This window comes from Paramagnetospirillum kuznetsovii (genome assembly GCF_003284725.1).
In the GTDB taxonomy this organism is placed as follows: domain Bacteria; phylum Pseudomonadota; class Alphaproteobacteria; order Rhodospirillales; family Magnetospirillaceae; genus Phaeospirillum; species Phaeospirillum kuznetsovii.
In genome coordinates this window covers 98,134-118,787 of record NZ_PGTO01000002.1, presented here as the reverse complement: position 1 = coordinate 118,787, position 20,654 = coordinate 98,134, and the positions used below count along the sequence as shown (strand labels likewise).

General features: G+C 65.2%; 20 protein-coding genes. 16 read left to right on the top strand and 4 right to left on the bottom strand.

Annotated features, from left to right (window positions below):
* The first annotated feature begins 1 nt into the window (after position 1).
* From CU669_RS03185 to CU669_RS03170, 4 genes are all read left to right on the top strand, one after another.
* A complete protein-coding gene (locus CU669_RS03185) occupies positions 2 to 859 on the top strand; it encodes an FkbM family methyltransferase (protein WP_112142678.1) in 858 nt (285 codons plus the stop codon).
* Complete coding sequence (locus CU669_RS03180) at positions 856 to 2,520, top strand: AMP-binding protein (RefSeq protein WP_112142376.1); 1,665 nt, start codon at positions 856 to 858, stop codon at positions 2,518 to 2,520. The genes CU669_RS03185 and CU669_RS03180 overlap by 4 nt, the downstream gene beginning before the upstream one ends.
* 43 nt (positions 2,521 to 2,563) lie before the next feature.
* Positions 2,564 to 2,905, top strand: a complete 342-nt coding sequence (locus CU669_RS03175) for a hypothetical protein (RefSeq protein ID WP_112142375.1) — start codon at positions 2,564 to 2,566, stop codon at positions 2,903 to 2,905.
* A 133-nt stretch (positions 2,906 to 3,038) separates the two neighbouring features.
* A complete protein-coding gene (locus CU669_RS03170) occupies positions 3,039 to 3,485 on the top strand; it encodes a hypothetical protein (protein WP_146747649.1) in 447 nt (148 codons plus the stop codon).
* Positions 3,486 to 4,271: 786 nt separating this feature from the next.
* On the opposite strand, the gene CU669_RS03165 is transcribed toward CU669_RS03170, so the two are convergent.
* On the bottom strand, positions 4,272 to 5,282 hold the full coding sequence (locus tag CU669_RS03165; RefSeq protein WP_112142373.1) for an AAA family ATPase: 1,011 nt from the start codon (positions 5,280 to 5,282) through the stop codon (positions 4,272 to 4,274).
* Between the two features lie 52 nt (positions 5,283 to 5,334).
* On the opposite strand from CU669_RS03165, the gene CU669_RS03160 reads away from it, so the two are divergent.
* Genes CU669_RS03160 through CU669_RS03150 form a run of 3 tightly spaced genes read left to right on the top strand, consistent with a single transcriptional unit; the run spans position 5,335 to position 7,842 of the window.
* The gene (locus tag CU669_RS03160) at positions 5,335 to 5,868 is read left to right on the top strand and encodes a DUF1285 domain-containing protein (RefSeq protein WP_112142372.1); all 534 of its coding nucleotides are present in this window, start codon (positions 5,335 to 5,337) and stop codon (positions 5,866 to 5,868) included.
* Positions 5,869 to 5,927: 59 nt separating this feature from the next.
* The gene (locus tag CU669_RS03155; protein ID WP_239988512.1) at positions 5,928 to 6,503 is read left to right on the top strand and encodes a CoA pyrophosphatase; all 576 of its coding nucleotides are present in this window, start codon (positions 5,928 to 5,930) and stop codon (positions 6,501 to 6,503) included.
* Entirely contained in the window at positions 6,493 to 7,842 is a 1,350-nt protein-coding gene (locus tag CU669_RS03150; RefSeq protein ID WP_239988511.1) for a CCA tRNA nucleotidyltransferase, read from the top strand. The genes CU669_RS03155 and CU669_RS03150 overlap by 11 nt, the downstream gene beginning before the upstream one ends.
* Here CU669_RS03150 and CU669_RS03145 read toward each other — a convergent pair.
* On the bottom strand, positions 7,839 to 8,084 hold the full coding sequence (locus tag CU669_RS03145; protein WP_112142369.1) for a hypothetical protein: 246 nt from the start codon (positions 8,082 to 8,084) through the stop codon (positions 7,839 to 7,841). The two genes, CU669_RS03150 and CU669_RS03145, sit on opposite strands and share 4 nt — an antisense overlap.
* A 174-nt stretch (positions 8,085 to 8,258) precedes the next feature.
* Positions 8,259 to 9,692 carry a metalloprotease TldD gene (gene tldD / locus CU669_RS03140; RefSeq protein ID WP_112142368.1) on the bottom strand — a complete coding sequence of 478 codons (1,434 nt, stop codon included), beginning with the start codon at positions 9,690 to 9,692 and terminating at the stop codon, positions 8,259 to 8,261.
* 90 nt (positions 9,693 to 9,782) lie between these two features.
* Between tldD and CU669_RS03135 the strand changes: the two genes are divergently transcribed.
* From CU669_RS03135 to CU669_RS03110, 6 genes are all read left to right on the top strand, one after another.
* Entirely contained in the window at positions 9,783 to 11,075 is a 1,293-nt protein-coding gene (locus tag CU669_RS03135; protein WP_112142367.1) for a DUF3422 family protein, read from the top strand.
* A 102-nt stretch (positions 11,076 to 11,177) separates the two neighbouring features.
* Positions 11,178 to 13,388: a SulP family inorganic anion transporter gene (locus tag CU669_RS03130; protein WP_112142366.1), complete on the top strand. Its 2,211-nt coding sequence runs from the start codon at positions 11,178 to 11,180 to the stop codon at positions 13,386 to 13,388.
* Between the two features lie 76 nt (positions 13,389 to 13,464).
* Positions 13,465 to 14,364: an outer membrane protein assembly factor BamD gene (locus CU669_RS03125; protein WP_112142365.1), complete on the top strand. Its 900-nt coding sequence runs from the start codon at positions 13,465 to 13,467 to the stop codon at positions 14,362 to 14,364.
* The gene (gene recN, locus CU669_RS03120) at positions 14,365 to 16,026 is read left to right on the top strand and encodes a DNA repair protein RecN (RefSeq protein WP_112142364.1); all 1,662 of its coding nucleotides are present in this window, start codon (positions 14,365 to 14,367) and stop codon (positions 16,024 to 16,026) included.
* A gap of 71 nt (positions 16,027 to 16,097) precedes the next feature.
* Positions 16,098 to 16,316: an antitoxin MazE-like protein gene (locus tag CU669_RS03115; protein ID WP_205119369.1), complete on the top strand. Its 219-nt coding sequence runs from the start codon at positions 16,098 to 16,100 to the stop codon at positions 16,314 to 16,316.
* Complete coding sequence (locus CU669_RS03110; protein ID WP_112142363.1) at positions 16,303 to 16,632, top strand: type II toxin-antitoxin system PemK/MazF family toxin; 330 nt, start codon at positions 16,303 to 16,305, stop codon at positions 16,630 to 16,632. Before CU669_RS03115 ends, CU669_RS03110 begins: the two co-directional genes overlap by 14 nt.
* A 10-nt stretch (positions 16,633 to 16,642) precedes the next feature.
* Here the strand turns inward: CU669_RS03110 and CU669_RS03105 are convergent, their stop codons facing one another.
* Positions 16,643 to 16,918, bottom strand: a complete 276-nt coding sequence (locus CU669_RS03105) for a BolA family protein (RefSeq protein WP_239988510.1) — start codon at positions 16,916 to 16,918, stop codon at positions 16,643 to 16,645.
* A gap of 140 nt (positions 16,919 to 17,058) precedes the next feature.
* Here CU669_RS03105 and CU669_RS03100 point away from each other — a divergent pair, with 140 nt between their 5' ends.
* The 3 genes from CU669_RS03100 (at position 17,059) to cobT (ending at position 20,652) form a co-directional block, all read left to right on the top strand.
* On the top strand, positions 17,059 to 17,634 hold the full coding sequence (locus tag CU669_RS03100) for a J domain-containing protein (RefSeq protein ID WP_239988509.1): 576 nt from the start codon (positions 17,059 to 17,061) through the stop codon (positions 17,632 to 17,634).
* 15 nt (positions 17,635 to 17,649) lie between these two features.
* The gene (gene cobS, locus CU669_RS03095) at positions 17,650 to 18,651 is read left to right on the top strand and encodes a cobaltochelatase subunit CobS (RefSeq protein WP_112142361.1); all 1,002 of its coding nucleotides are present in this window, start codon (positions 17,650 to 17,652) and stop codon (positions 18,649 to 18,651) included.
* A gap of 126 nt (positions 18,652 to 18,777) precedes the next feature.
* On the top strand, positions 18,778 to 20,652 hold the full coding sequence (gene cobT, locus CU669_RS03090) for a cobaltochelatase subunit CobT (RefSeq protein ID WP_239988508.1): 1,875 nt from the start codon (positions 18,778 to 18,780) through the stop codon (positions 20,650 to 20,652).
* The last annotated feature ends 2 nt before the right edge of the window (positions 20,653 to 20,654 follow it).

The window sequence follows — 20,654 nt, the reverse complement described above, 5'->3', positions numbered from 1 at the left end:
CATGAGTCAGTCCGCTATCCGGCCCCTGTCCAAGATTCTTGGCATCGACGTGATCGTCAATATCGTCGATGTGGGAGCCAATCCCATCGACGGCAACCCGCCCTATAAGGCGCTGCTGGCCCGCAAGGGCGCACGCCTGATCGGCTTCGAACCCAATTCGGACGCGCTCGCCAAGTTGAAGCGAAAGAAAGGCCCGAACGAAACCTATCTGCCCCATGCGGTGGGCGATGGGCAAACCCATACGCTGAATCTTTGCCAGGCCTCCGGCATGAGCTCGCTGCTCACTCCCAATCAGGCGCTGTACAAGTATTTTCACGGCTTCAGCGACTGGGCCAGGATCGTGCGCACCGAACAGGTCAAGACGATCCGGCTGGATGATGTTCCCCAGGTCAAGCGGCTCGACTTCCTGAAGATCGACATTCAGGGCGGCGAGTTGATGGTGTTCCAGAACGCCCCCAACCGCCTGAAAGATTGCCTGGTGATTCAGACAGAGGTGGAGTTCCTGCCGCTTTATGAAAATCAGCCTCTCTTTTCCGAGGTGGAGCAGTTTCTGCGCGGCCGGGGCTTCATCCTGCACCGGTTCTGGCCCCAACCCTTCACCCGCGCCCTCAAGCCCATGGTGGTGGAAGGCAATATCGCGCGCGGCCTCAGCCAAGTGGTGGACGCCGATGCCATTTTCATGCGCGACTTCATGGCCTTCGATCAATTGGACGCCGGACAACTGCTGCGCATGGCGACCATCTTGCACGATGTCTATCAGAGCCTGGATGTGGTGCTGCGGCTGTTGATCGAGCACGATCGTCGCCTGGGGACTCGATACGCCTCCACCTATATGGGTCAGGACGTGCCGCTGGAATGAACAATCCCCGCAGTTACGAGGAAGCCTGTCGAACCTTCAAGTGGCGCATTCCCGACCGCTATAATCTGGCGTTCGACGTCTGCGACCGCCAGACCATGGGCAGCGCCGACGGCCACCGTACCGCCTTGATCGTCGAGGGCGCCGACGGCGAGGTGGAGCGCTATACCTTCCATGTGCTGCGGCTATTGGCCAACCGTCTGGCCAATGTGCTCGACGCCCTGGGCGTCACCCCCGGCGACCGGGTCGCCTTGGCGCTGCCCGCCGGACTGGAGGCCGCCGTCACCTTGCTGGCGGTCACCCGCATGGGAGCGGTGGCGGTGCCCATTCCCACCGCCCTCGGGGCCGAGCCGCTGGGTTGGCGATTGGCCAATAGCGGCGCGATTGCGGCGGTGATCGACCCCACCGTGATTCCGGCCCTGGCGGAGATTCGCGCGTCGCTGACCGGCCTCGGACCGGTGCTGTCGCCCAATGGCGGCGGCCCCGGAATCGCCGAGATGTGGGCCAGCGTCGAAAAGGCTTCCGACAGCTTCGCGCCGCTGGTCACCCCCGCCGGTCATCCGGCCTTCATCTTTTATCCTGCCCATGCCAGCGGCAAGCCGCCCGGGGCGGTACTGCCCCACCGGGCCATGGTAGGCGGCCTGCCCGCGGTGGAACTGTCCATGGGCCTGTTCCCCCAGTTCGGCGACATTACCTGGACATCGGCCGATTGGATGACCGGCGAGGCCCTGTTCCGGGCGGTCCTTCCGGCTTGGCATCACGGCGTGCCGGTGGTGGCCAGCCCGACGGTCGCAAGCATGGGAGGGTTCCATCCGGGCCATGCCCTGGACATCATGTCGCGCCACGGCGTGCGCGCCGCCTATTTGCCGCCGGTCCATCTGGCCGCGCTATGCGAAGCCGCCGCCAATCGCCCCCACGCCATGCCACGCGCCATCGCCAGCGGACCGGACCCCCTGGACGAGGATCTGCACGAGCGGGTGATCAAGGTGTTCGGCATTCATGCCAACGAGGCTTGGGGCGTGCTGGAAACCGGCGCGGTGGCCGCCAATCTGGCGGGATTGATGGAGTTGCGTCCTCCGTCGCCCGGCCGCACCGCGCCTGGACTGACCATCGAGGCGACCGACGAGCGCGGCAAGGCCGTGAAAGCCGGAGAGCGGGGCATCCTGGCGGTTTCCCCCAATGCGCCGGGCAGCTTCCTCGGCTATTGGGGCGACCGGGTGGAAGGCCCCGCCCGCCGCGTCGCCGGTTGGCTGCTGACCGGTCGCCTGGGGTGCCGGGATCTGGACAATTACATCTGGCCCGAACCCTTGGCCCAGCCGGACGACGTCGTGATGATCCGGGGCCTGCCCGTGCGCCTGGACGAGGTTGAAGCGGCCCTGGACGCTCATCCGCTGGTGGAAAAATCCGGCGTCATCGCCTTGGCCGACGGCGAGTTGCGTGCCTTCGTGGTGGCAAGGAATGCCGCCGATGGCGACTTGGCCGAGCAACTGAAGGCTTGGATCACCCTACGGCGCGGGGGGACGGAGTGTCCGCGACGCGTGGAGTTGGTCGACTCGCTGCCGCTGGCGGTGGACGGCAGCATCCTGCGCGACGAACTGATGGCGAGGCCCCTTCGACTGGATGCCCCAACCAGCGAAGAACGCTGGCGGTCTCAACGAAAATGAAACTTTTCATCGGATAAACTGCGCCACCAATGGGGGCGGAACGATGGCGGCGGCGGAAGGCGATATCGTCCTCGACGAGGACCAGCAGACACTCTACGACGAGATGTGCTTTGCCATCGATGCCCTGGATGACGGTATCGCCCTGATGCATCGCACCCAGGATTTCGTCAATCTTTTGCTACGCCGCGCCGACGACGTCGCATTGCGCGACCAAACCCTGGCCGAGGTGTCGCGCTTTTTCCTTGGCGTTATCAAGGCTGCGGATTTGTCGCCTGAATATCGCATCCGGCGATTGAAGCTGTTCGCCAAAGCCTCGGTGGAGCTGCTGATCTCCAAACGCCCCCAGGTGGAGCGCAATGCCGTGGAGCCCGAGGCGACACATTAGATCCCGTAAAAATATGATTGCAAATTTCCGCCAATTATGAGCACCCTATACCCTGTGCCAGAAGGTATTTGCCAGGGGTCACGCCGCAGTGTTTGGCCCCGTGCACAGTGAAACACCTAGATAGGAGGGCAGAATGTCCACCTCAATCGCCGCTAATATCGGCCCCCGTACACTTGGTCCAGAAGCCGCGTCGCACTCCCATTCACCCACTCCCCATAATGAGGAAGTGAAGAAGGAGGCGCCCTCCGCGACCGATGCGATCGCCTTCACCACTCCCGTTATCAAGGTCGACACCAACACCGGCTTGGCATTGCTGGTGGTGCGTGACGGTTCCACGGGCGAGGAGAAGGATCAGTATCCGTCCAAGAAGGCGGTTGCTGAATACCAGCGCGTCCAAACCGGATCCTCGGATTCCAAGCCAGCCGCCGCCGCCCCGACGGATGACGGATCCAGTCTCGCCGCCGACGCGACGGTGCCTCCGGCTCCGGTTCCCGTCGTCGCGGTCGCTGCTCCGCCGGTCAGTCCGGCGACCGGTGATCCGGCCACCACGGTTGCCGCCGCAACCGGCGTGAAGAACTGACCGGTTCCGACGCAAGAGGGCAGGCGACAACCCCACGGCCAGCCGTATCCGCGGCTGGCGGCGGGACGGGTGCGCGATAGCGTCGGAATGAACCGGAACCGCCTCGGCCGCCAAGATTCTTTGGCGGTCAGCAGGACGATGCCCGCCGCCCCATGGGCGCGCCGGGCCGTTGGCGTTGGCCCGCCTTGACCACGGCGCCTTGGGATCGAACCGCAATCCCCACAGGGCAATCAGGCGATGGAATACGCCCTCCCTACCCCCCCTCACCCATTTGCCCCGCCCCACATCATTATTGACAATGGCTATCAATTGGGCCATAGTTAACCCATAACAAAGCAGGAGGCGTGCAGGGCTTGGACGGCTGTAACAACAGTATCCGCCGACCGCGCGTCCCACCTGGGACGGGCCGTAGGGGATGGGAGGGTGTTCGAATAGATACGACGCCACCTGGTCAAGTATGAGGTGCCGCTGATTTGGTGCCCCTGACTTTCACATTATTGATCGACACGTTATCGGCCGTTGCGCCGAACATAAAGGGCCTGTGAGCCCCAAACCAAAAGCCCCGCGCCGAGCATTGCGTCTCCCGCGGGGCTTCGGTTTTGTTGGGGGCTTCGGTTTTATTGGGGGCTTGGGTTTTGTTGAAGCGGCCCCGTGGCTGATAGCGCTCGACCGATGAAAAGAGCGTTGTGGAATGCGGCCGGGACGGCCGCCCACCCGAAATAGCGCGCCAGTCGGAGCGCGGGCGTCTCGCCCGCCTTCACGGTTCACATCAAGCAACGAGCAGTATTACGCCCCCAGCCGGGCCACCAGACCCGCGATCACTTGATCCATGGTCACGCCGTCGGCACGGGCGGCGAAGCCCAACGCCATGCGATGCCGCAGGATGGGGGGCGCCAGGGCGGCCACATCCTCCACCGACGGACTGAGACGCCCTTGCAGCAGGGCGCGGGCGCGAACCGCCAGCATCAAGGCCTGGGCGGCCCGAGGGCCGGGCCCCCAGGCCACGGCCCGGCGGATCAAGTCCATGTCGGAACTTTCCGGCCGCCCCGCCCGCACCAAGGCGAGGATGGCATCGACCACCGACTCGCCCACCGGGATGCGGCGCACCAGCCCCTGGGCGGCCAGCAATTCCTCGGCCGTCATGACCTGAACCGGATGTGTCACCTGGGCGCCGGTAGTTTCCATCAGCATTCGACGTTCCGAGGCGGCGTCGGGATAGCCCACGTCGATCTGCATCAGAAAGCGGTCCAACTGCGCCTCGGGCAGGGGATAGGTGCCCTCCTGCTCCAGCGGATTCTGGGTGGCCAACACATGGAACGGTACCGGCAGATCATGGGAGAGCCCGGCGATGCTGACGCGCTGCTCCTGCATGGCCTGAAGCAGCGCCGATTGCGTGCGCGGGCTGGCACGATTGATTTCGTCGGCCATCAACAGTTGGCAAAACACCGGTCCCTTGATAAATCGAAAGGCCCTTTCCCCCGAGGGGCTTTCCTCCAGCACTTCCGATCCCAATATATCGGCAGGCATGAGATCGGGGGTGAATTGGACACGCTTGTCGGCCAGTCCCAGCACCACCCCCAATGTCTGCACCAGCCGGGTCTTGGCGAGGCCCGGCAGGCCGATCAGCAGGGCGTGACCACCCGCCAGCAGCGTGATAAGAGCTTCGTCGATCACGCGTTCCTGGCCGAAGATGACGCGGCCAACGCCGTCGCGGGCTTGCGCCAGCCTTGCCTCCAGCGCCTCGATGTCCGCGACGGGGGCGGCGGGCGGCGCGGCGATGGGAAATTGGGTGGTCATGGAAGGGGCACCTGGATGAGTGAGCGGATGGACGAAATCTTAGGAGCGGCCGGTGACACTGCCTGACCTTGACGTGAATTTCGACGGCGAGCTGCCCGACGACTGCGGCGATCTCGGCATCAGCATCGACCGGCAGGGACGTTGGTTTTACCATGGCTCGCCGATCAACCGCAAAGAGATGGTCTGCCTGTTCGCTTCGGTGATGCATCGCGCCAAGGACGGGCGCTATCTGCTGATCACGCCGGGGGAGATGGGCTGCATCCAGGTCGAGGACGTGCCGTTCCTGGCGGTGGAGATGTTCTCTTGCGGATCGGGTCGCGACAAGATCATCAGTTTTCGCACCAACATGGACGAACTGGTCACGGTGGATGCCGACCATCCCCTGCGGGTGGTCGAGGCGGAAGGTTCCCACGAACCGTCTCCATACCTCTTGGTTAGGAAAGGATTGGAGGCGCGCCTGACCCGATCCGTGTACTATGAGCTGGTGGCCCAGGGCTGGGAGGAAGAACTGGGGGGAGAGAAAGTCTACGGTCTATGGAGCAGCGGAATATTCTTTCCACTGGGAAGGCTCGACCTTTCCGACTGACGCAAGACACCATCGCCCGGAATCTGGCCCTTGGCCTCGATCCGCGCGGACGCTCCGACATGGCGCTGGAAGCCATGGTGAATGGCGGCGCCATCCGACCCGGCGCCCCCATCGAAGACGATGCCGCCAGTCTGACGCCCGCCGCCGTGCTGGTTCCGCTGGTGGACCGTCCCGATGGCATGACCATTCTGCTGACCAAGCGCACCGCCCATCTTGCCCATCATCCCGGCCAGATCAGCTTTCCCGGCGGCCGCCTGGAAAGCGACGATCATGGCGATTTCACCGCCTGCGCGCTGCGTGAAACCGAGGAAGAGGTTGGTCTTTCCCCCGACCTTGTGAAGGTTCTGGGCCGCCTTGACGACTATGTCACCGGCACCGGCTTCGTGGTGACCCCGGTGGTGGGCGTCATCAAGCCGCCCTTCAGCCTCGCCCCCGATTCCTTCGAGGTGGCCGAAATCTTCGAAGTTCCCCTCTCCTTCGTGCTGGATCAGGCCAATCATCAACTCCAGCATCGCGAGGTGCAGGGACGCCAGCGGCCGTTCTGGGCGCTGACCTGGGGCGACAAGCTGATCTGGGGGGCGACCGCCGGTATCCTGATCAATCTCTCCGACGTGCTGGCGGATCGTGACGAGTAGAACTCTGGGCCGCAGCGCCGTCGCATCCTTGAAACCCGGCGATCCCATCGGACAGTTGGAGCCGCAGGCCTGGATGCAAGACCCCGACACCCAAGCGGTGGTCGAAGCGCTGATGGTCGACGGCGCCAAGGTTCGCTTTGTCGGCGGCTGTGTCCGCGATTCGGTGCTGAAGCGCCCCATCAAGGACATCGACATCGCGACGCCGGACCCGCCTCAACGGGTGCTCGCCCTGTTGGACGACGCCGGAATCCACGCCATTCCCACCGGAGTCGAGCATGGCACCGTCACCGCCGTGATCGGCAAGGCCCATTTCGAGATCACGACGCTGCGCAAGGACGTGGAAAATTTCGGCCGCCGCGCCCGCGTGGAATACACCGATGACTGGCTGGTGGACGCCTCGCGGCGCGACTTCACCATGAACGCCCTGTCGGCCGACCCCCTGGGCCGCATCTATGATCCATTCGACGGTCTGGCCGATTTGGGCGCCGGACGAGTGCAGTTCGTCGGCAATGCGGTCCAGCGGATCGAGGAGGACGCGCTGCGCCTGCTGCGCTTCTTCCGCTTCCATGCCCATTACGGCCGCCGCACCGACATGGATTCCCAGGCTTTGGCCGCCTGTCGCAAGCTGGCGCCACGACTGGACACTTTGTCGGGCGAACGGGTAGCGGGCGAAATACTCCGCCTTTTACAGGCGGAGGATCCGGCCTCGGTGCTTTTGACCATGCACACCACCGGGATTCTGGGGCATGTCCTGCCTGCCGCGCGCAATTTCGGACGCCTGCGAATCCTGTCCTGGCTGGAAGAGCGCGGCCTTGTGCGCGACGACGTGCATGTGGACCCCATCCGGCGACTGGCGGCCATGTTGACCACCGACCGGGCCGGTGCCGAGGCGGTGGGGGACCGGTTGAAACTGTCGGTCATCCAGACCAAGCGTCTGGTGGCCATGGCGGAACCGAGGGTGAAGATCCACCAAGATCTGTCGCGGCAAGATATCCGTCGCGCCCTGCATCGGGTGGGGGCGGACGAATTCCGCGATTTGACCCTATTGGCCTGGGCCGAGCGGCGCAGCGAGGATGCGCGGCTTTCAGCCGCCGAAACCGCCGCCTGGACCGCCTTGCTGGACATCGCCCTGGACTGGCGGCCGGTGGAACTGCCCATCAAGGGCCGCGACCTGCTCGCCCAGGGCGTGCCACACGGCCCCGAGATCGGACGTCTTCTGTCCCTGGTGGAAGAGTGGTGGGAGGAGCAGGATTTCCGGCCGGACCGCGACGCCTGCCTGGATCGGCTGCGCCGCCTGCCTGGATCGGCTGCGCCGCCTGATGGAGGGGTGACGGGTTAGAGGCCCAGCATCCCCGACATATCCATGTCCATCTCAAGGCGCTCCAGCGCCAGGAAGCCGAAGGTGCGTTCCCGACGCGCGATGGTCAGGAGGTTTTCGAGGGCGCGCTCGCTGCAGCGGACACATAGATTGCATCCACGTTCAGAGGCGCAATTCAAGACGTGGTGCAGTTCCTCCAGTTCCAAATCGGAAACTCGCTGCTCCCAGCCGCAGGGGCCTTCTTTGGGGCCGTATTTGGTCATGGCAATCGGTCCTGATTTCAAAAAATAAAGGGCGACGCCAATGGCGTGCCCTTTCCATGCCCAAACCCTAGTCCCTTAATTTTCTTAGGGGTATCCGTGCATCGGTATATTGCGATGCAAAACGAACGACTCCTCTTCATCCATAGGGAGTAAACATACCTACCCAAACTAAGGTCATACGGCGGTTCCGCCGATGGTGAGGCCGTCCATTCTCAGGGTCGGCTGCCCGACCCCTACCGGCACGCCCTGGCCGTCCTTGCCACAGGTACCAATGCCGGGATCCAGCATCAGGTCATTGCCGATCATGGAGACGCGGGTCAGGGCATCGGGGCCGTTGCCGATCAGGGTGGCGCCCTTGACCGCTTGGCCGACCTTGCCGTTCTCGATCAGATAGGCCTCGGAGGCCGAGAAGACGAATTTTCCGCTGGTGATGTCCACCTGGCCGCCGCCGAAATTGACGGCGTAGAGGCCCTTCTTGACCGAGGCGATGATTTCGCCCGGCTCCTTGTCACCCGCCAGCATGAAGGTGTTGGTCATGCGCGGTATGGGGGCGTGGGCATAGGATTGGCGCCGCCCGTTGCCGGTGGGGGCGACGCCCATCAGCCGGGCGTTCAGGCGGTCTTGCAGATAGCCGACCAGGATGCCGTCCTCGATCAGCACGTTGCGGGCCGAGGGCGTGCCCTCGTCGTCGATGGAAATGGAACCGCGGCGGTCGGGAATAGTGCCGTCGTCGATGACGGTGACGCCCGGTGACGCCACCCTTTGCCCGATCTTGCCCGCGAAGGCGGAGGTGGATTTGCGGTTGAAGTCGCCCTCCAAGCCGTGACCCACCGCCTCGTGCAGCATGACGCCGGGCCAGCCCGGCCCCAGCACCACGCTCATTTCCCCGGCCGGGGCCGGAATGGAGCCGAGATTAACCTCGGCCTGGCGCAACGCCTCGTCCACGCAATGGCGCCAGTCGGCCGGGCTCATGACCCCGCCATAGGCGATGCGGCCGCCGATGCCGTGTCCGCCGGTCTCCATGCGATCGCCCTCGCCCAGGACGACGCTGACGTTGAGGCGCACCATGGGCCGGATATCGGCGGCCAAGGCGCCGTCGGGGCGGATGATGCAGACCGCCTGCCACGACCCCGACAGCGAGGCCGAGACCTGACGGATGCGGCTGTCCTTGCCCCGGGCATAGGCGTCGATCTCTTCCAGCAGCTTGACCTTGTCCTCGAAGACCACGTGCGACAGCGGGTTGAGCGAGGTGTAAAGCGGCCGCGCCAGCCGGTGCGGTCCCTCGGCCATATGGCCCGACCGACCGCCATGGACGGCGCGGACGGTGACGCCCGCCCGGCGGATGGCGTCGGCGCTGAGTTCGGTGCCGTGGGCATAGCCGTGCGCCTCGCCCGCCACGGCGCGCAGTCCGAACCCCTGGGCGGTGTCGAAACTGGCGCTCTTGATCTGGCCGTCGTCAAGCACCACCGTCTCGGACTGGCGGTATTCCAGGAACAATTCCCCGTCATCGGCACCGGCCAGGCCTTCGGCCACCAGACGGCGCAGCTGGGTCTCGTCGAGCCCGGCGCGGTCGAAGAACAACGCGTGGGCCATGGCGGCGTGGGGCATGACGGCTCCTGATGAAAATTGGCAGCCGGGGGCTGTCCGGTGTAAACCTTGTCAAGGACTCAAGCATCTCTCATTGGAGCTATATGGGCAATGACCGAAGCCGCGCCAATCCGGACCATCGGCTTTCGCGAACATAGCCAGCGCCGCATCCTGGCCGGCGAGGTCCATGCGCGCCCCTATGAATCGCTGAACGCTCCGGTCAGGGCGTCGCGCATCGCCATGTTGCACGGCTCTCCCGAGGACGAGCGCGCCCATCTTGCCAGCCTGCTGATCAGCCACGGCGCCGAACCGCCGGGCGACGGCGCCAGCTACTTTCTGCGCGACCTTGGCGGCTTTCGCCTGCGCTGGGAGCGCCACAGCGAATTCTCCACCTATACCTTCATGCGGTTCGACCCGTTCGACCTCCCCGTCACCGCCCGAGCGCTGGATCTGCTTCCCGCCGACTGGCTGGAAAGCCTGCCGGGCGAGATGATCACCGCCGTCCATGTGGCGGTCACCAAGACCCTGCCCGATGATCTCGGCGCCATCTTCGACAACAACCCCCTGGTGGGCAGCAAGGTTCTGTGGGGCGCCGGAGTAGCCTGGACCGATTTCCGCCTGCACGCCGACGGCTTCGGCCGCTATGTGCTGCACGATCTCGGCCTCACCGCGGGCCAGACCGGACGGTTGATGCAGCGGCTGCTGGAGATCGAGACCTATCGCATGATGGCGCTGCTGGCCTTTCCGCTGGCCCGCCACGCGGCGGGCGAGATCGCCCGCATCGACCGGGATCTGGCGGGCATCGTCACCCAATTGGCCGATCCCCATATCGCCCAGAACGACCGCGACCTGCTGGAACACCTGACCCGGCTGGCCGCCGAGGCCGAGCAACTGGACGCCGCCACCAGCTTCCGCCTGTCGGCCGCCAAGGCCTATTACGCCATCGTCAACCAGCGCATCGCCGAGCTTCGGGAAGATCGTATCCCCGGCCTGCAGACCATCGCCGAATTCATCGACCGCCGCCTCGGCCCCGCCATGAAGACCTGCGAATCGGTGTCCGAGCGCCAGCAACTGCTGGCGACACGGGTGTCGCGGGCGGGCGACCTGCTGCGGACCCGGGTGGACATCGCGCTGGAGGAAAAGAACCGCGACCTGCTCAAATCCATGAACCGGCGCGCCGAATTACAGTTGCGCCTGCAAGAAACCGTCGAGGGCCTGTCGGTGGTGGCCATCAGCTATTATCTGCTTGGCCTGATCGGTTATCTGGCCAAGGGATTGAAGTCCGTCGGCCTGCCGGTGGATTACGACCTCGCCGGACTGATCGGCCTGCCGGTGGTCGCCGGTGCCGTCTGGCTGGGGGTGCGGCGCCTGCGCAAGGCCATCGTCAAGACGGGTGAAGACTAGCCCCGGTGCATTCAACCGCTGCTACAAGAAAACTGTTGCGGTTTTGTGACATTGGGCATGACACTTGCTCCATGAAATGGGTCTGTCCGGGGGCGGGACACAATGACCGCGCATGAAATCAAGCTGCCAAATCGGAATTTGGTTGGCGACCTTTGGGGCGGCCTTGCCGCCATGCTTGTCGCCCTTCCCTCCGCCATCGCCTTCGGGGTGGCGATATATTCACCGCTCGGCGGCTCGCTGGCGGCGCAGGGCGCCCTTGCGGGTATTCTCGGCGCCATGGCCCTGGGACTGGTGGCGCCGCTGTTCGGCGGCAGCACCCGGCTGATCACCGCGCCTTGCGCCCCGGCGGCGGCGGTGCTGTCCGCCCTGGCGGTGGGCTTCGCCAAGGAAGGCATGGCGCCCGGTCTGGCGCTGTTGTTGCTGGGGCTGATCGGAATCATGGCTGGCGGCATACAGATCGCCCTCGGTCTGGCACGGGTCGGCCAGTTGATCAAATTCATCCCCTTCCCGGTGGTCAGCGGTTACCTGAGCGGCGTCGGCCTGATCATCATCGGCAGTCAGATTCCAAAATTCCTGGGAGCGCCCGGCGGCGCGGGATTGCTGGACGCGCTGGCCATGCCCGCGGCATGGCGCTGGCAGAGCGTGGTGGTCGGCACCGTGGTCATCATTGCCATGCTGGTGACTCCACGCCTGACCAAGGCGGTTCCGGCGGCCATCCTGGCCCTGCTGGCCGGTATCGCCGCCTATCTGCTGCTGGCGCTTGGCGACCCCGCCCTTCTGAACACCGTCGGCAACCCGTTGCTGGTGGGAAGCCTCGGCGGAGGCGACAGTAATCTGAGCGACGCGGTGACCCAACGCTGGCACGCCATGAGCGGCTTGGGGCTGGGTCTGGTGGTCAAGGTGGCGGTGCCCGCGCTGACCCTGGCGGCGCTGCTGTCCATCGACACCCTGAAGACCTGCGTCGTCATCGATGCCATGACCAATTCCCACCACAACTCCAATCGCGAGCTGATGGGTCAGGGATTGGGCAACATGGCCGCGTCGCTGATCGGCGGCATTCCCGGTGCAGGCACCATGGGGGCGTCGCTGATCAACATTTCCAGCGGCGGCAATTCCAAATTTTCCGGCCTGCTGGCCGGGTTGTTCTCGCTGGCGGCCTTCCTGCTGCTGTCGCCCCTGATCGCCTGGGTGCCGGTCGCCGCCCTGGCCGCCATCCTGATGGTGATCGGCTTTCGCATGATCGATCGCCACAGCCTGGCGTTCTTCTTCACCCGCTCGACCCGGTTCGACTTCCTGGTGATCCTGTCGGTCATCCTGGTGGCCATCTTCGGCAGCCTGATCGCCGCGTCAGGGGTCGGGGTGGCGCTGGCCATCCTGTTGTTCATCCGCGAGCAGACCCGTTCCTCGGTGGTGCGCCACCGCATCGAGGGCAACGAGATCTTCTCCAAGCGCTCGCGCTCGCGCCAGGACATGGAGAAGCTGGAGCGCGAGGGCAGCGAGACGGTGGTGTTCGAGTTGCAGGGCAGCCTGTTCTTCGGCACCGCCAGTCAGTTGCACACGGCGCTGGAACCCGAGGTCGGCCACCGGAAATTCGTCATCCTCAGCATGCGCCGGGTCCAGTCGCTGGACATCACCGCCACCCATGTGCTGGAGCAGATCAAGGATCGTCTGGAGGAAACCGACGCCTATCTGGTGTTCTGCGACATCCCCAAGGGCCTGCCCAGCGGCTTGAAGATGAAGCGATTCCTCAAGGATACCGGCGTGGTGCGCCCCACCAACAAGGCCTTCGCCTTCCGCCAGCTGGACGAGGCGCTGGAATGGGTCGAGGCGCAAAAGCTTGAACAGCTGCCGGTGGATCAAAGCGAGGTCAAGCCGCTGGAGCTGCGCGACATGCGGGTCTTCGCCAAATGCTCCGATGCCGAGATGACGGCCCTGGAGTCCATTATCCAGACCCAGTCCTTCAAGCCCGACAAGAAGGTCTTCAAGGCGGGCGAGGGCGATGACGGCCTGTTCCTGGTGCGGCGCGGCGCCGTCAAGATCCTGGTGCCGATCCACAAGAAGGAAAACTACCACATGACCACCTGCGGCCCCGGCGACATCATGGGCGGCATGGGCTTCGTGGAGGATCGCGGCCATGTGGCCGACGGACTGGCGCTGACCGACACCGACGTCTTCGTCCTGCCGCGCGCGGGCTTCGACGAATTGGCCAAGACACACCCCCGTCTGGCGCTGACCATCATCGAGGCCGTGGCGGTGGGGCTGTCGTCCCGCCTTCGGGTCACCATCAGCGAACTCCAGGCCTTGCGGGGTTGAGGCTTCGCTCTTCCCCTCCGGCGCTCCCGTGCTATAGTTCGGCGTCCTCGCTTTCGCCCTCTTCCGACGAGTCTCCATGATCCTGGCATTGTTGCGTCATCACGCCCCGGCCTTCGCGCTTTTTGTCCTTTTGCTTGTCGGCGCCTGCACCGACAAGAAGGACACCTATGTGGAGCGGCCGGTCGAAGAGCTTTACAACGCCGCCATGGACAACATCGACGCGGGCGAATACTACAAGGCCGCCCAAGCCTTCGATGAGGTGGATCGCCAGCATCCCTATTCGGTTTGGGCCACCAAGGCCCAGCTGATGGGCGCCTATGCGATGTACGAGCGCAACAAATACGACGACGCCATCATCGCTCTCGACCGCTTCATCCAGTTGCATCCCGGCAATCGCGACGTCGCTTATGCCTATTACCTGAAGGGTCTGTGCTTCTACGAGCAGATCACCGACGTGGGTCGCGACCAGAAGATGACCGAGCAGTCCCTGAAGACCTTGCAAGAAGTGGTTGATCGCTTCCCCACCAGCCCCTATGCCCGCGATGCCAAGCTGAAGATCGACCTTGCCCGCGACCATGTGGCCGGCAAGGAAATGGCCATCGGCCGCTATTACCTGACCATCCAGCAATATCTGGCGGCGCTGAACCGCTTCAAGGCGGTCTCCGAACAGTACCAGACCACCACCCATGTGGCCGAGGCGCTGCATCGCATGGTGGAGATCTACACCATCCTCGGGCTGGAAGGCGAAGCCGCCAGGACCGCCGCCGTGCTGGGGCACAATTTCCCCGGCAGCGACTGGTACCAGGACACCTATGCGATGGTCGAGCATGGCGACATGGACCCGGCCAAGCGCAAGGAACGGGAAAAGAGCTGGCTGAATTTCTGGTCCAGCGACAAACCCAAGCCGGAAGAGCCCAAGAAGGAAGACCCCGCCAAGACCAGCGGAGGTTGGTTCAACTGGGCCAAGTTCTGGTAGATGCTGGTCTCGCTGTCGATCCGTGACGTCGTCCTGATCGAGCGTCTCGACCTGTCCTTCGCGGGCGGCTTATCGGTGTTTACCGGTGAAACCGGCGCAGGCAAGTCCATCTTGCTGGATTCGCTTGGACTCGCCCTCGGAGCACGCGCCGAATCCGGCCTGGTCCGCCATGGCGCTGCCCAGGCCTCGGTCAGCGCCGAATTCGACCCTCCCCTGGACCATCCCGCCCGCGCCCTGCTGGCCGAACAGGACATGGATGCCGGTGACGCGCCGCTTGTGCTGCGCCGGGTGCTGACCGCCGATGGACGCTCGCGCGCCTATGTCAACGACCAGCCGGTCAGCGTCGGCCTGCTGCGCCGCATCGGCGACGAACTGGTGGAAATCCACGGCCAGTTCGAAAGCCACGGCCTGCTGGATTCCACCACCCATCTCGGCGTGCTGGACGCCTTCGGCGTCTTGGCCGGGCAAAAGGCGGCGGTGGCGACCGCCTGGGAGTCATGGCGGGCCGCCGCCAAATCCCGCGAAGCCGCCGAGGCGGCCCTGGCCAAGGCCCGCGCCGAGGAAGAGACCCTGCGTCAGATGTTCGAGGATCTGTCCGACCTCGACCCCAAATCCGGCGAGGAAGAGACCCTGGCCCAATCCCGCGCCGTCATGATGCATGGCGAGAAGCTGCTGGAAGCCATGAACGCCGCCCAGACCGCGCTCACCCAGCGCGGCGAGGTGGAGGCGAGCCTGCGTTCGGCCCAGCGCGCCCTGGAACGGGTGGCGGAACGGGCGGAAGGCCGCTTGGACCCCGTCATCGCCGCCCTGGAGCGCGCCGCCATCGAGGCCGCCGAGGCCACCAGCCTGCTGGAACGCGCATCCGCCGAGATCGATCTCGATCCCCGCCACCTGGAAAAGGTGGAGGAACGGCTGTTCGCCCTGCGCTCGGCGGCGCGCAAGCATGGCTGCACCGTGGACGAGCTGGTGCTGCTGAAGGATCGCCTGGGCCGTCAACTGGCCGAACTGGAAGGCGGCGGCGGCGATCTCGCCCGCCTCGCCCGCGAGGAACAGGCGGCACGGACCACCTACACCGAACAGGCCCGCGCCCTGTCCAAATCCCGCTGTCAGGCGGCATCGGCGCTGGATGGCGCCGTGGCGGCGGAACTGCCGCCGCTGAAGCTGGAAAAGGCCCGCTTCCAGACCCGTGTCACCCCATTGGACGAGTCCGGCTGGACCGCCTCGGGTCTCGATTCCGTGGGATTCGAAGTGGCCACCAATCCCGGCAGCCCGCCCGGCCCGCTGGGCAAGATCGCCTCGGGCGGCGAATTGTCGCGCTTCATGCTGGCCTTGAAGGTGGTGCTGGCGCGGGTGTCGCGCACGCCCACCATCGTGTTCGACGAGGTGGATTCCGGCATCGGCGGCGCCGTGGCCGCCGCCGTGGGCGAGCGCCTCGGCCGCCTGTCCCAGGGATTGCAGGTGCTGGTGGTGACCCATTCGCCCCAGGTGGCCGCCAAGGGCAGCCAGCATTACCGCGTCGCCAAGCATGAACAGGGCGGTGCCGTCTTTACCGCCGTCGAACCGTTGCCCGCCGAGGCACGCCAAGAAGAAATCGCCCGCATGCTGGCGGGCGAGACCGTCACCGACCATGCCAGGGCCGCCGCCGCCGCCCTGATGGGGTAGCCAAGGCACTTGAAACGCCCGCCCGTCACGCGTTACGCTCGTCCCATGATGCGTCATGCCAGGGAGCGATCATGGCCACCACCGCGGAACGAATGAGGATGATGCGCGCACGGCGCCGAGCGGAAGGCCTGCGGGAGGTTCGCCTTGTGGTTCCCGACGCACGGGCGGAGATAACCAAACTCCGGATCGCCAAGCAGGTCGAGCGGTTGTCGCCGACCTCCGAGAGCGAGGCGATGGACTGGATCGAGCACGTATCCGAATTCGACACGGCCGACGATGCGTCGCGGTGACGTCGTCGTCGTGGCCGTGGCGGGAGATTACGGGAAACCCCGCCCGGCGGTGATCGTCCAGACCGATGCTTTTCCACCACGCCATTCCTCGGTGGTCGTCTGTCAGATGACATCCGAGTTGGTGGAGGCCCCGGACTTCCGGGTGACCGTCGAGCCGCGCGCGGGCAACGGCTTGCGCGAGCGATCCCAGATCATGGCCGACAAGCCCGTCACCATCCGGCGGGACAGGATCGGGCAGGTCATCGGCCGTCTGACCACCGATGAAATCGTCCGGCTCGACATGGCCATCGCCTTCGTCATGGGTCTCGCGGACTGACGGCGAACCGCTACCGCTTTTCTTCCGCTGGCGTCAGCGTCGTCAGCGCCATGGCATGAACCCGCCCGGCCAGCTCATCGGCCAGCAGGGCGTTGACCATGCGGTGGCGATCGACCCGGCTCTTGCCGGTAAAGGCGTCCGACACCACCACGATGCTGAAATGGCTTTCGCCGTCCACGTTGTGACCGGCATGGCCGGCATGACGATGGGAATCGTCGGTGATTTCCAGGCGGGTGGGCTTCAGCCCCTCTTCCAGTTTTTTCTGCATGACCGGCGCGACGCGCATGAAAATTCCCTTCCAAACATCCGTGGCTCTCCCCAATTGGGGGGAATGACGTCTGGCGTCAAGGCCCGATATTCGGCTCAGCCATATTCCGGTCTGGCGCCTTGCCTTGATTGGTTCCAGCACTCATTATGGCCGCTGTGATGAGGTCTTCGAGCACACGCAAGTCCTGGCGCCCCCGTTTCGCGCCCCCCGACCCGCAGCCGTCCCAGCGGCAATGCGACCATCCCGGCTGCCCGCACGGCGCCGAATATCGGGCGCCGCAGGCCCGCGACCGGCTGAACGATTACTACTGGTTCTGCCTGGACCATGTGCGCGAATACAATTCCGCCTGGAACTACTACGCGGGCATGGGGCCCGAGGAAATCGAGGCGGAAACCCGCAGGGACACCACCTGGCAGCGCCCCACCTGGCCGCTGGGCATGCAGGGTAATTCGCGCCGCTTCACCTTCACGGTGCACGACCCCTTCGACCTGATGGACAAGGAGGCCGAGGACCGCCACGTCAAGGCCCGCATGCCGCCGACGCCGGAAGAGGAAGCCATGAAGGTGCTGGAGCTTTCGGGCTCCATCACCTTCGACATGCTGAAGGCCCGCTACAAGGAACTCGTCAAACGCCACCACCCCGACGCCAACAACGGCGACAAGCAAGCGGAAGAGCGCTTCAAACGCATCAACCACGCCTACAACACCCTGCGCGCCAGCATGGCCGCTGGGTAACCGGACAATGAATCAATGACCGCCAAGACACCGACCCCGCTCGCCTCGGACCACCCGCTGGCGCTGCCCGATACCCAAGTCTCCGCCCGCGAGATGTTCGGCCTCGACACCGACATGATGGTGCCCGCCTTCAGCCTGGGCAGCGAGCATGTGCCCGACGCCGACCCGGCCTATCGCTTCGATCCCGACACCACGCGGGCCATCCTGGCCGGTTTCGCCTTCAATCGCCGCGTCATGGTCCAGGGCTATCACGGCACCGGCAAGTCGACCCATATCGAGCAGGTGGCGTCCCGCCTCAACTGGCCGTGCATCCGCGTCAATCTGGACAGCCATATCAGCCGCATCGACCTGATCGGCAAGGACGCCATCGTCCTGAAGGACGGCAAGCAGATCACCGAATTCCGCGAAGGCATCCTGCCCTGGGCCTTGCAGCATCCCTGCGCCCTGGTGTTCGACGAATACGACGCCGGCCGCCCCGACGTCATGTTCGTCATTCAGCGGGTGCTGGAAGTGGAAGGCCGCCTGACCCTGCTGGATCAGAACCGGGTGATCCGGCCCCACGCCGCCTTCCGCCTGTTCGCCACCGCCAATACGGTGGGGCTGGGCGACACCACCGGCCTGTATCACGGCACCCAACAGATCAACCAGGGCCAGATGGACCGCTGGAACATCGTCGCCACCCTGAACTATCTGGAGCACGAGGCCGAGTGCTCCATCGTGGTCGGCAAGCTGAGGGATTACGACACACCCGAGGGCCGCGATATCGTGTCCAAGATGGTGATGCTGGCCGATCTGACCCGGGCCGGTTTCATGAATGGCGATATCTCCACCGTCATGAGCCCGCGCACCGTCATCACCTGGGCCGAGAACACCCGCATCTTCAACGACCGCGCCTATGCCTTCCGGGTGACCTTCCTCAACAAATGCGACGAGGTCGAACGCCCCATCCTGGCGGAATACTACCAGCGCTGCTTCGGCGAGGATCTGCCGGAAGGACCGGCGAGGATGCTGGCGTAGTTTGAGCTTGATTCGTCACCCCCGCGCAGGCGGGGGTCCATGGTGGGGACGGACACATGGACTCCCGCTTTCGCGGGAATGACGAAGCGGATGGTTGATTTTGAACCCCGTCAGAGGACTTTCATCTTGGACCGGAACTCCCCCGGCAACGGCACCGAACGAGACGAAACCCCCGGCGATCTGATCCGCCGGACGACGGCGGCCGCGCTCAAGGCCATTTCCGGCCGCATGGATCTCGACGTCGCCTATGCCGCGGGCAACGGCTCGGTGCGTGGCGCCGAGATCCGGCTGCCGTCGCCGCCGCGCACCATCCTCGCCGCCGATCTCGCCCGCCTGCGCGGCACCGCCGACGCCATCGGACTGCGCCTGCGCTATCACGACGACGGCGTGCATGCCCGGCGCATGCCGCAATTGCCCGAGGCGCGCAAGGTCTACGAGATGGTGGAACTGGCCCGGGTCGAGGCGTTGGGCGCGCGGCGCATGGCCGGTGTCGCCGCCAATATCGCCGAGGTGCTGGAACAGCGCGCCCGCGCCGAGGGACTGGACCGCGCCGTCCGCCGCGAACAGGTCTCGCTGGCCGAGGTCATGCGCCTGATCGCGCGGGAGCGCTTCGCCGGTCTGGCCCCGCCGCCATCGGCCAAGGCCGCCGTGGACCTGTGGCGCGACGAGGTGGAGGCCAAGGCCGGTGCCACCCTCGATCGCCTGAAGGATCTGCTGGGCGACCAGGACGCCTTTTCCAGGGGGTTGCAGGATCTGCTCTACCAGTTGGACCTGGGCGTCGATCCGTCCGACGACAGCCAGGACAGCGAGGATTCGGAAGAGGGCCAGCAGGCCCAGGATTCCGCCTCCAGCGGCGAACAGCAGGACGGCGACGGCGAAGGCCAGGACCAGCAGCAGGACGGCGAGACCCAGGCGCCCGGTTCCTCAGAGGCCAGCGGCGAGCAGGACGGGCTGGACGACGGCGACGACATCACCCTGCTGGGCGCCGGAACCGAGGAGGCGGGCGGCCCGTCGCGCGAGCATCAGGAGCAGTTGTCCAATTCCGCCGCCTTCGAGCGGCCCTACCAGCCCTATACCACCGCTTTCGACCAGATCGTCACCGCCGAGGATCTGTGCGATTCCGACGAACTGACCCGCCTGCGCCATCAGTTGGACAACCAGATGGCCCATCTTCAGGGCGTGGTCTCCAAACTGGCCAACCGGCTGCAACGCAAATTGATGGCGCAGCAGACGCGGTCGTGGGATTTCGATCTGGAGGAAGGCATCCTGGATGCCGGACGGCTGGCCCGCATCGTCGCCAATCCCATGCATTCGCTGTCCTTCAAGATCGAGAAGGAGACCAATTTCCGCGATACCGTGGTCTCGCTGCTGATCGACAATTCCGGCTCCATGCGCGGACGGCCCATCACGGTGGCCGCCATGAGCGCCGACCTGCTGGCCCGCACCCTGGAACGCTGCGGCGTCAAGGTCGAGGTACTGGGCTTCACCACCAAGGCCTGGAAGGGCGGCCAGGCCCGCGAGAAGTGGCAGTCCGAGGGCAAGCCGGTCAATCCCGGCCGCCTCAACGACCTGCGCCATATCGTCTACAAGGGCGCCGACGCGCCGTGGCGCCGGGTGCGGCGCAATCTCGGCCTGATGCTGCGCGAAGGAATCCTGAAGGAGAATATCGACGGCGAGGCGTTGCTGTGGGCCCATGAGAGGCTGATCGCGCGTTCGGAGCAGCGGCGCATCCTGATGGTCATCTCCGACGGCGCGCCGGTGGACGATTCCACCCTGTCGGCCAATCCGGGCAATACCCTGGAAAAGCATCTGCGCGACGTCATCGCCTTCATCGAGAACCGCTCGCCGGTGGAACTGGTGGCCATCGGCATCGGCCATGACGTCACCCGCTATTACCGCCGCGCCGTCACCATCATGGATGCCGAGGATCTGGGCGGCACCATGATGCGCCAATTGACCGCGCTGTTCGACGACGAGGACGGCCGCCGAGGGGGGCGCTGAGC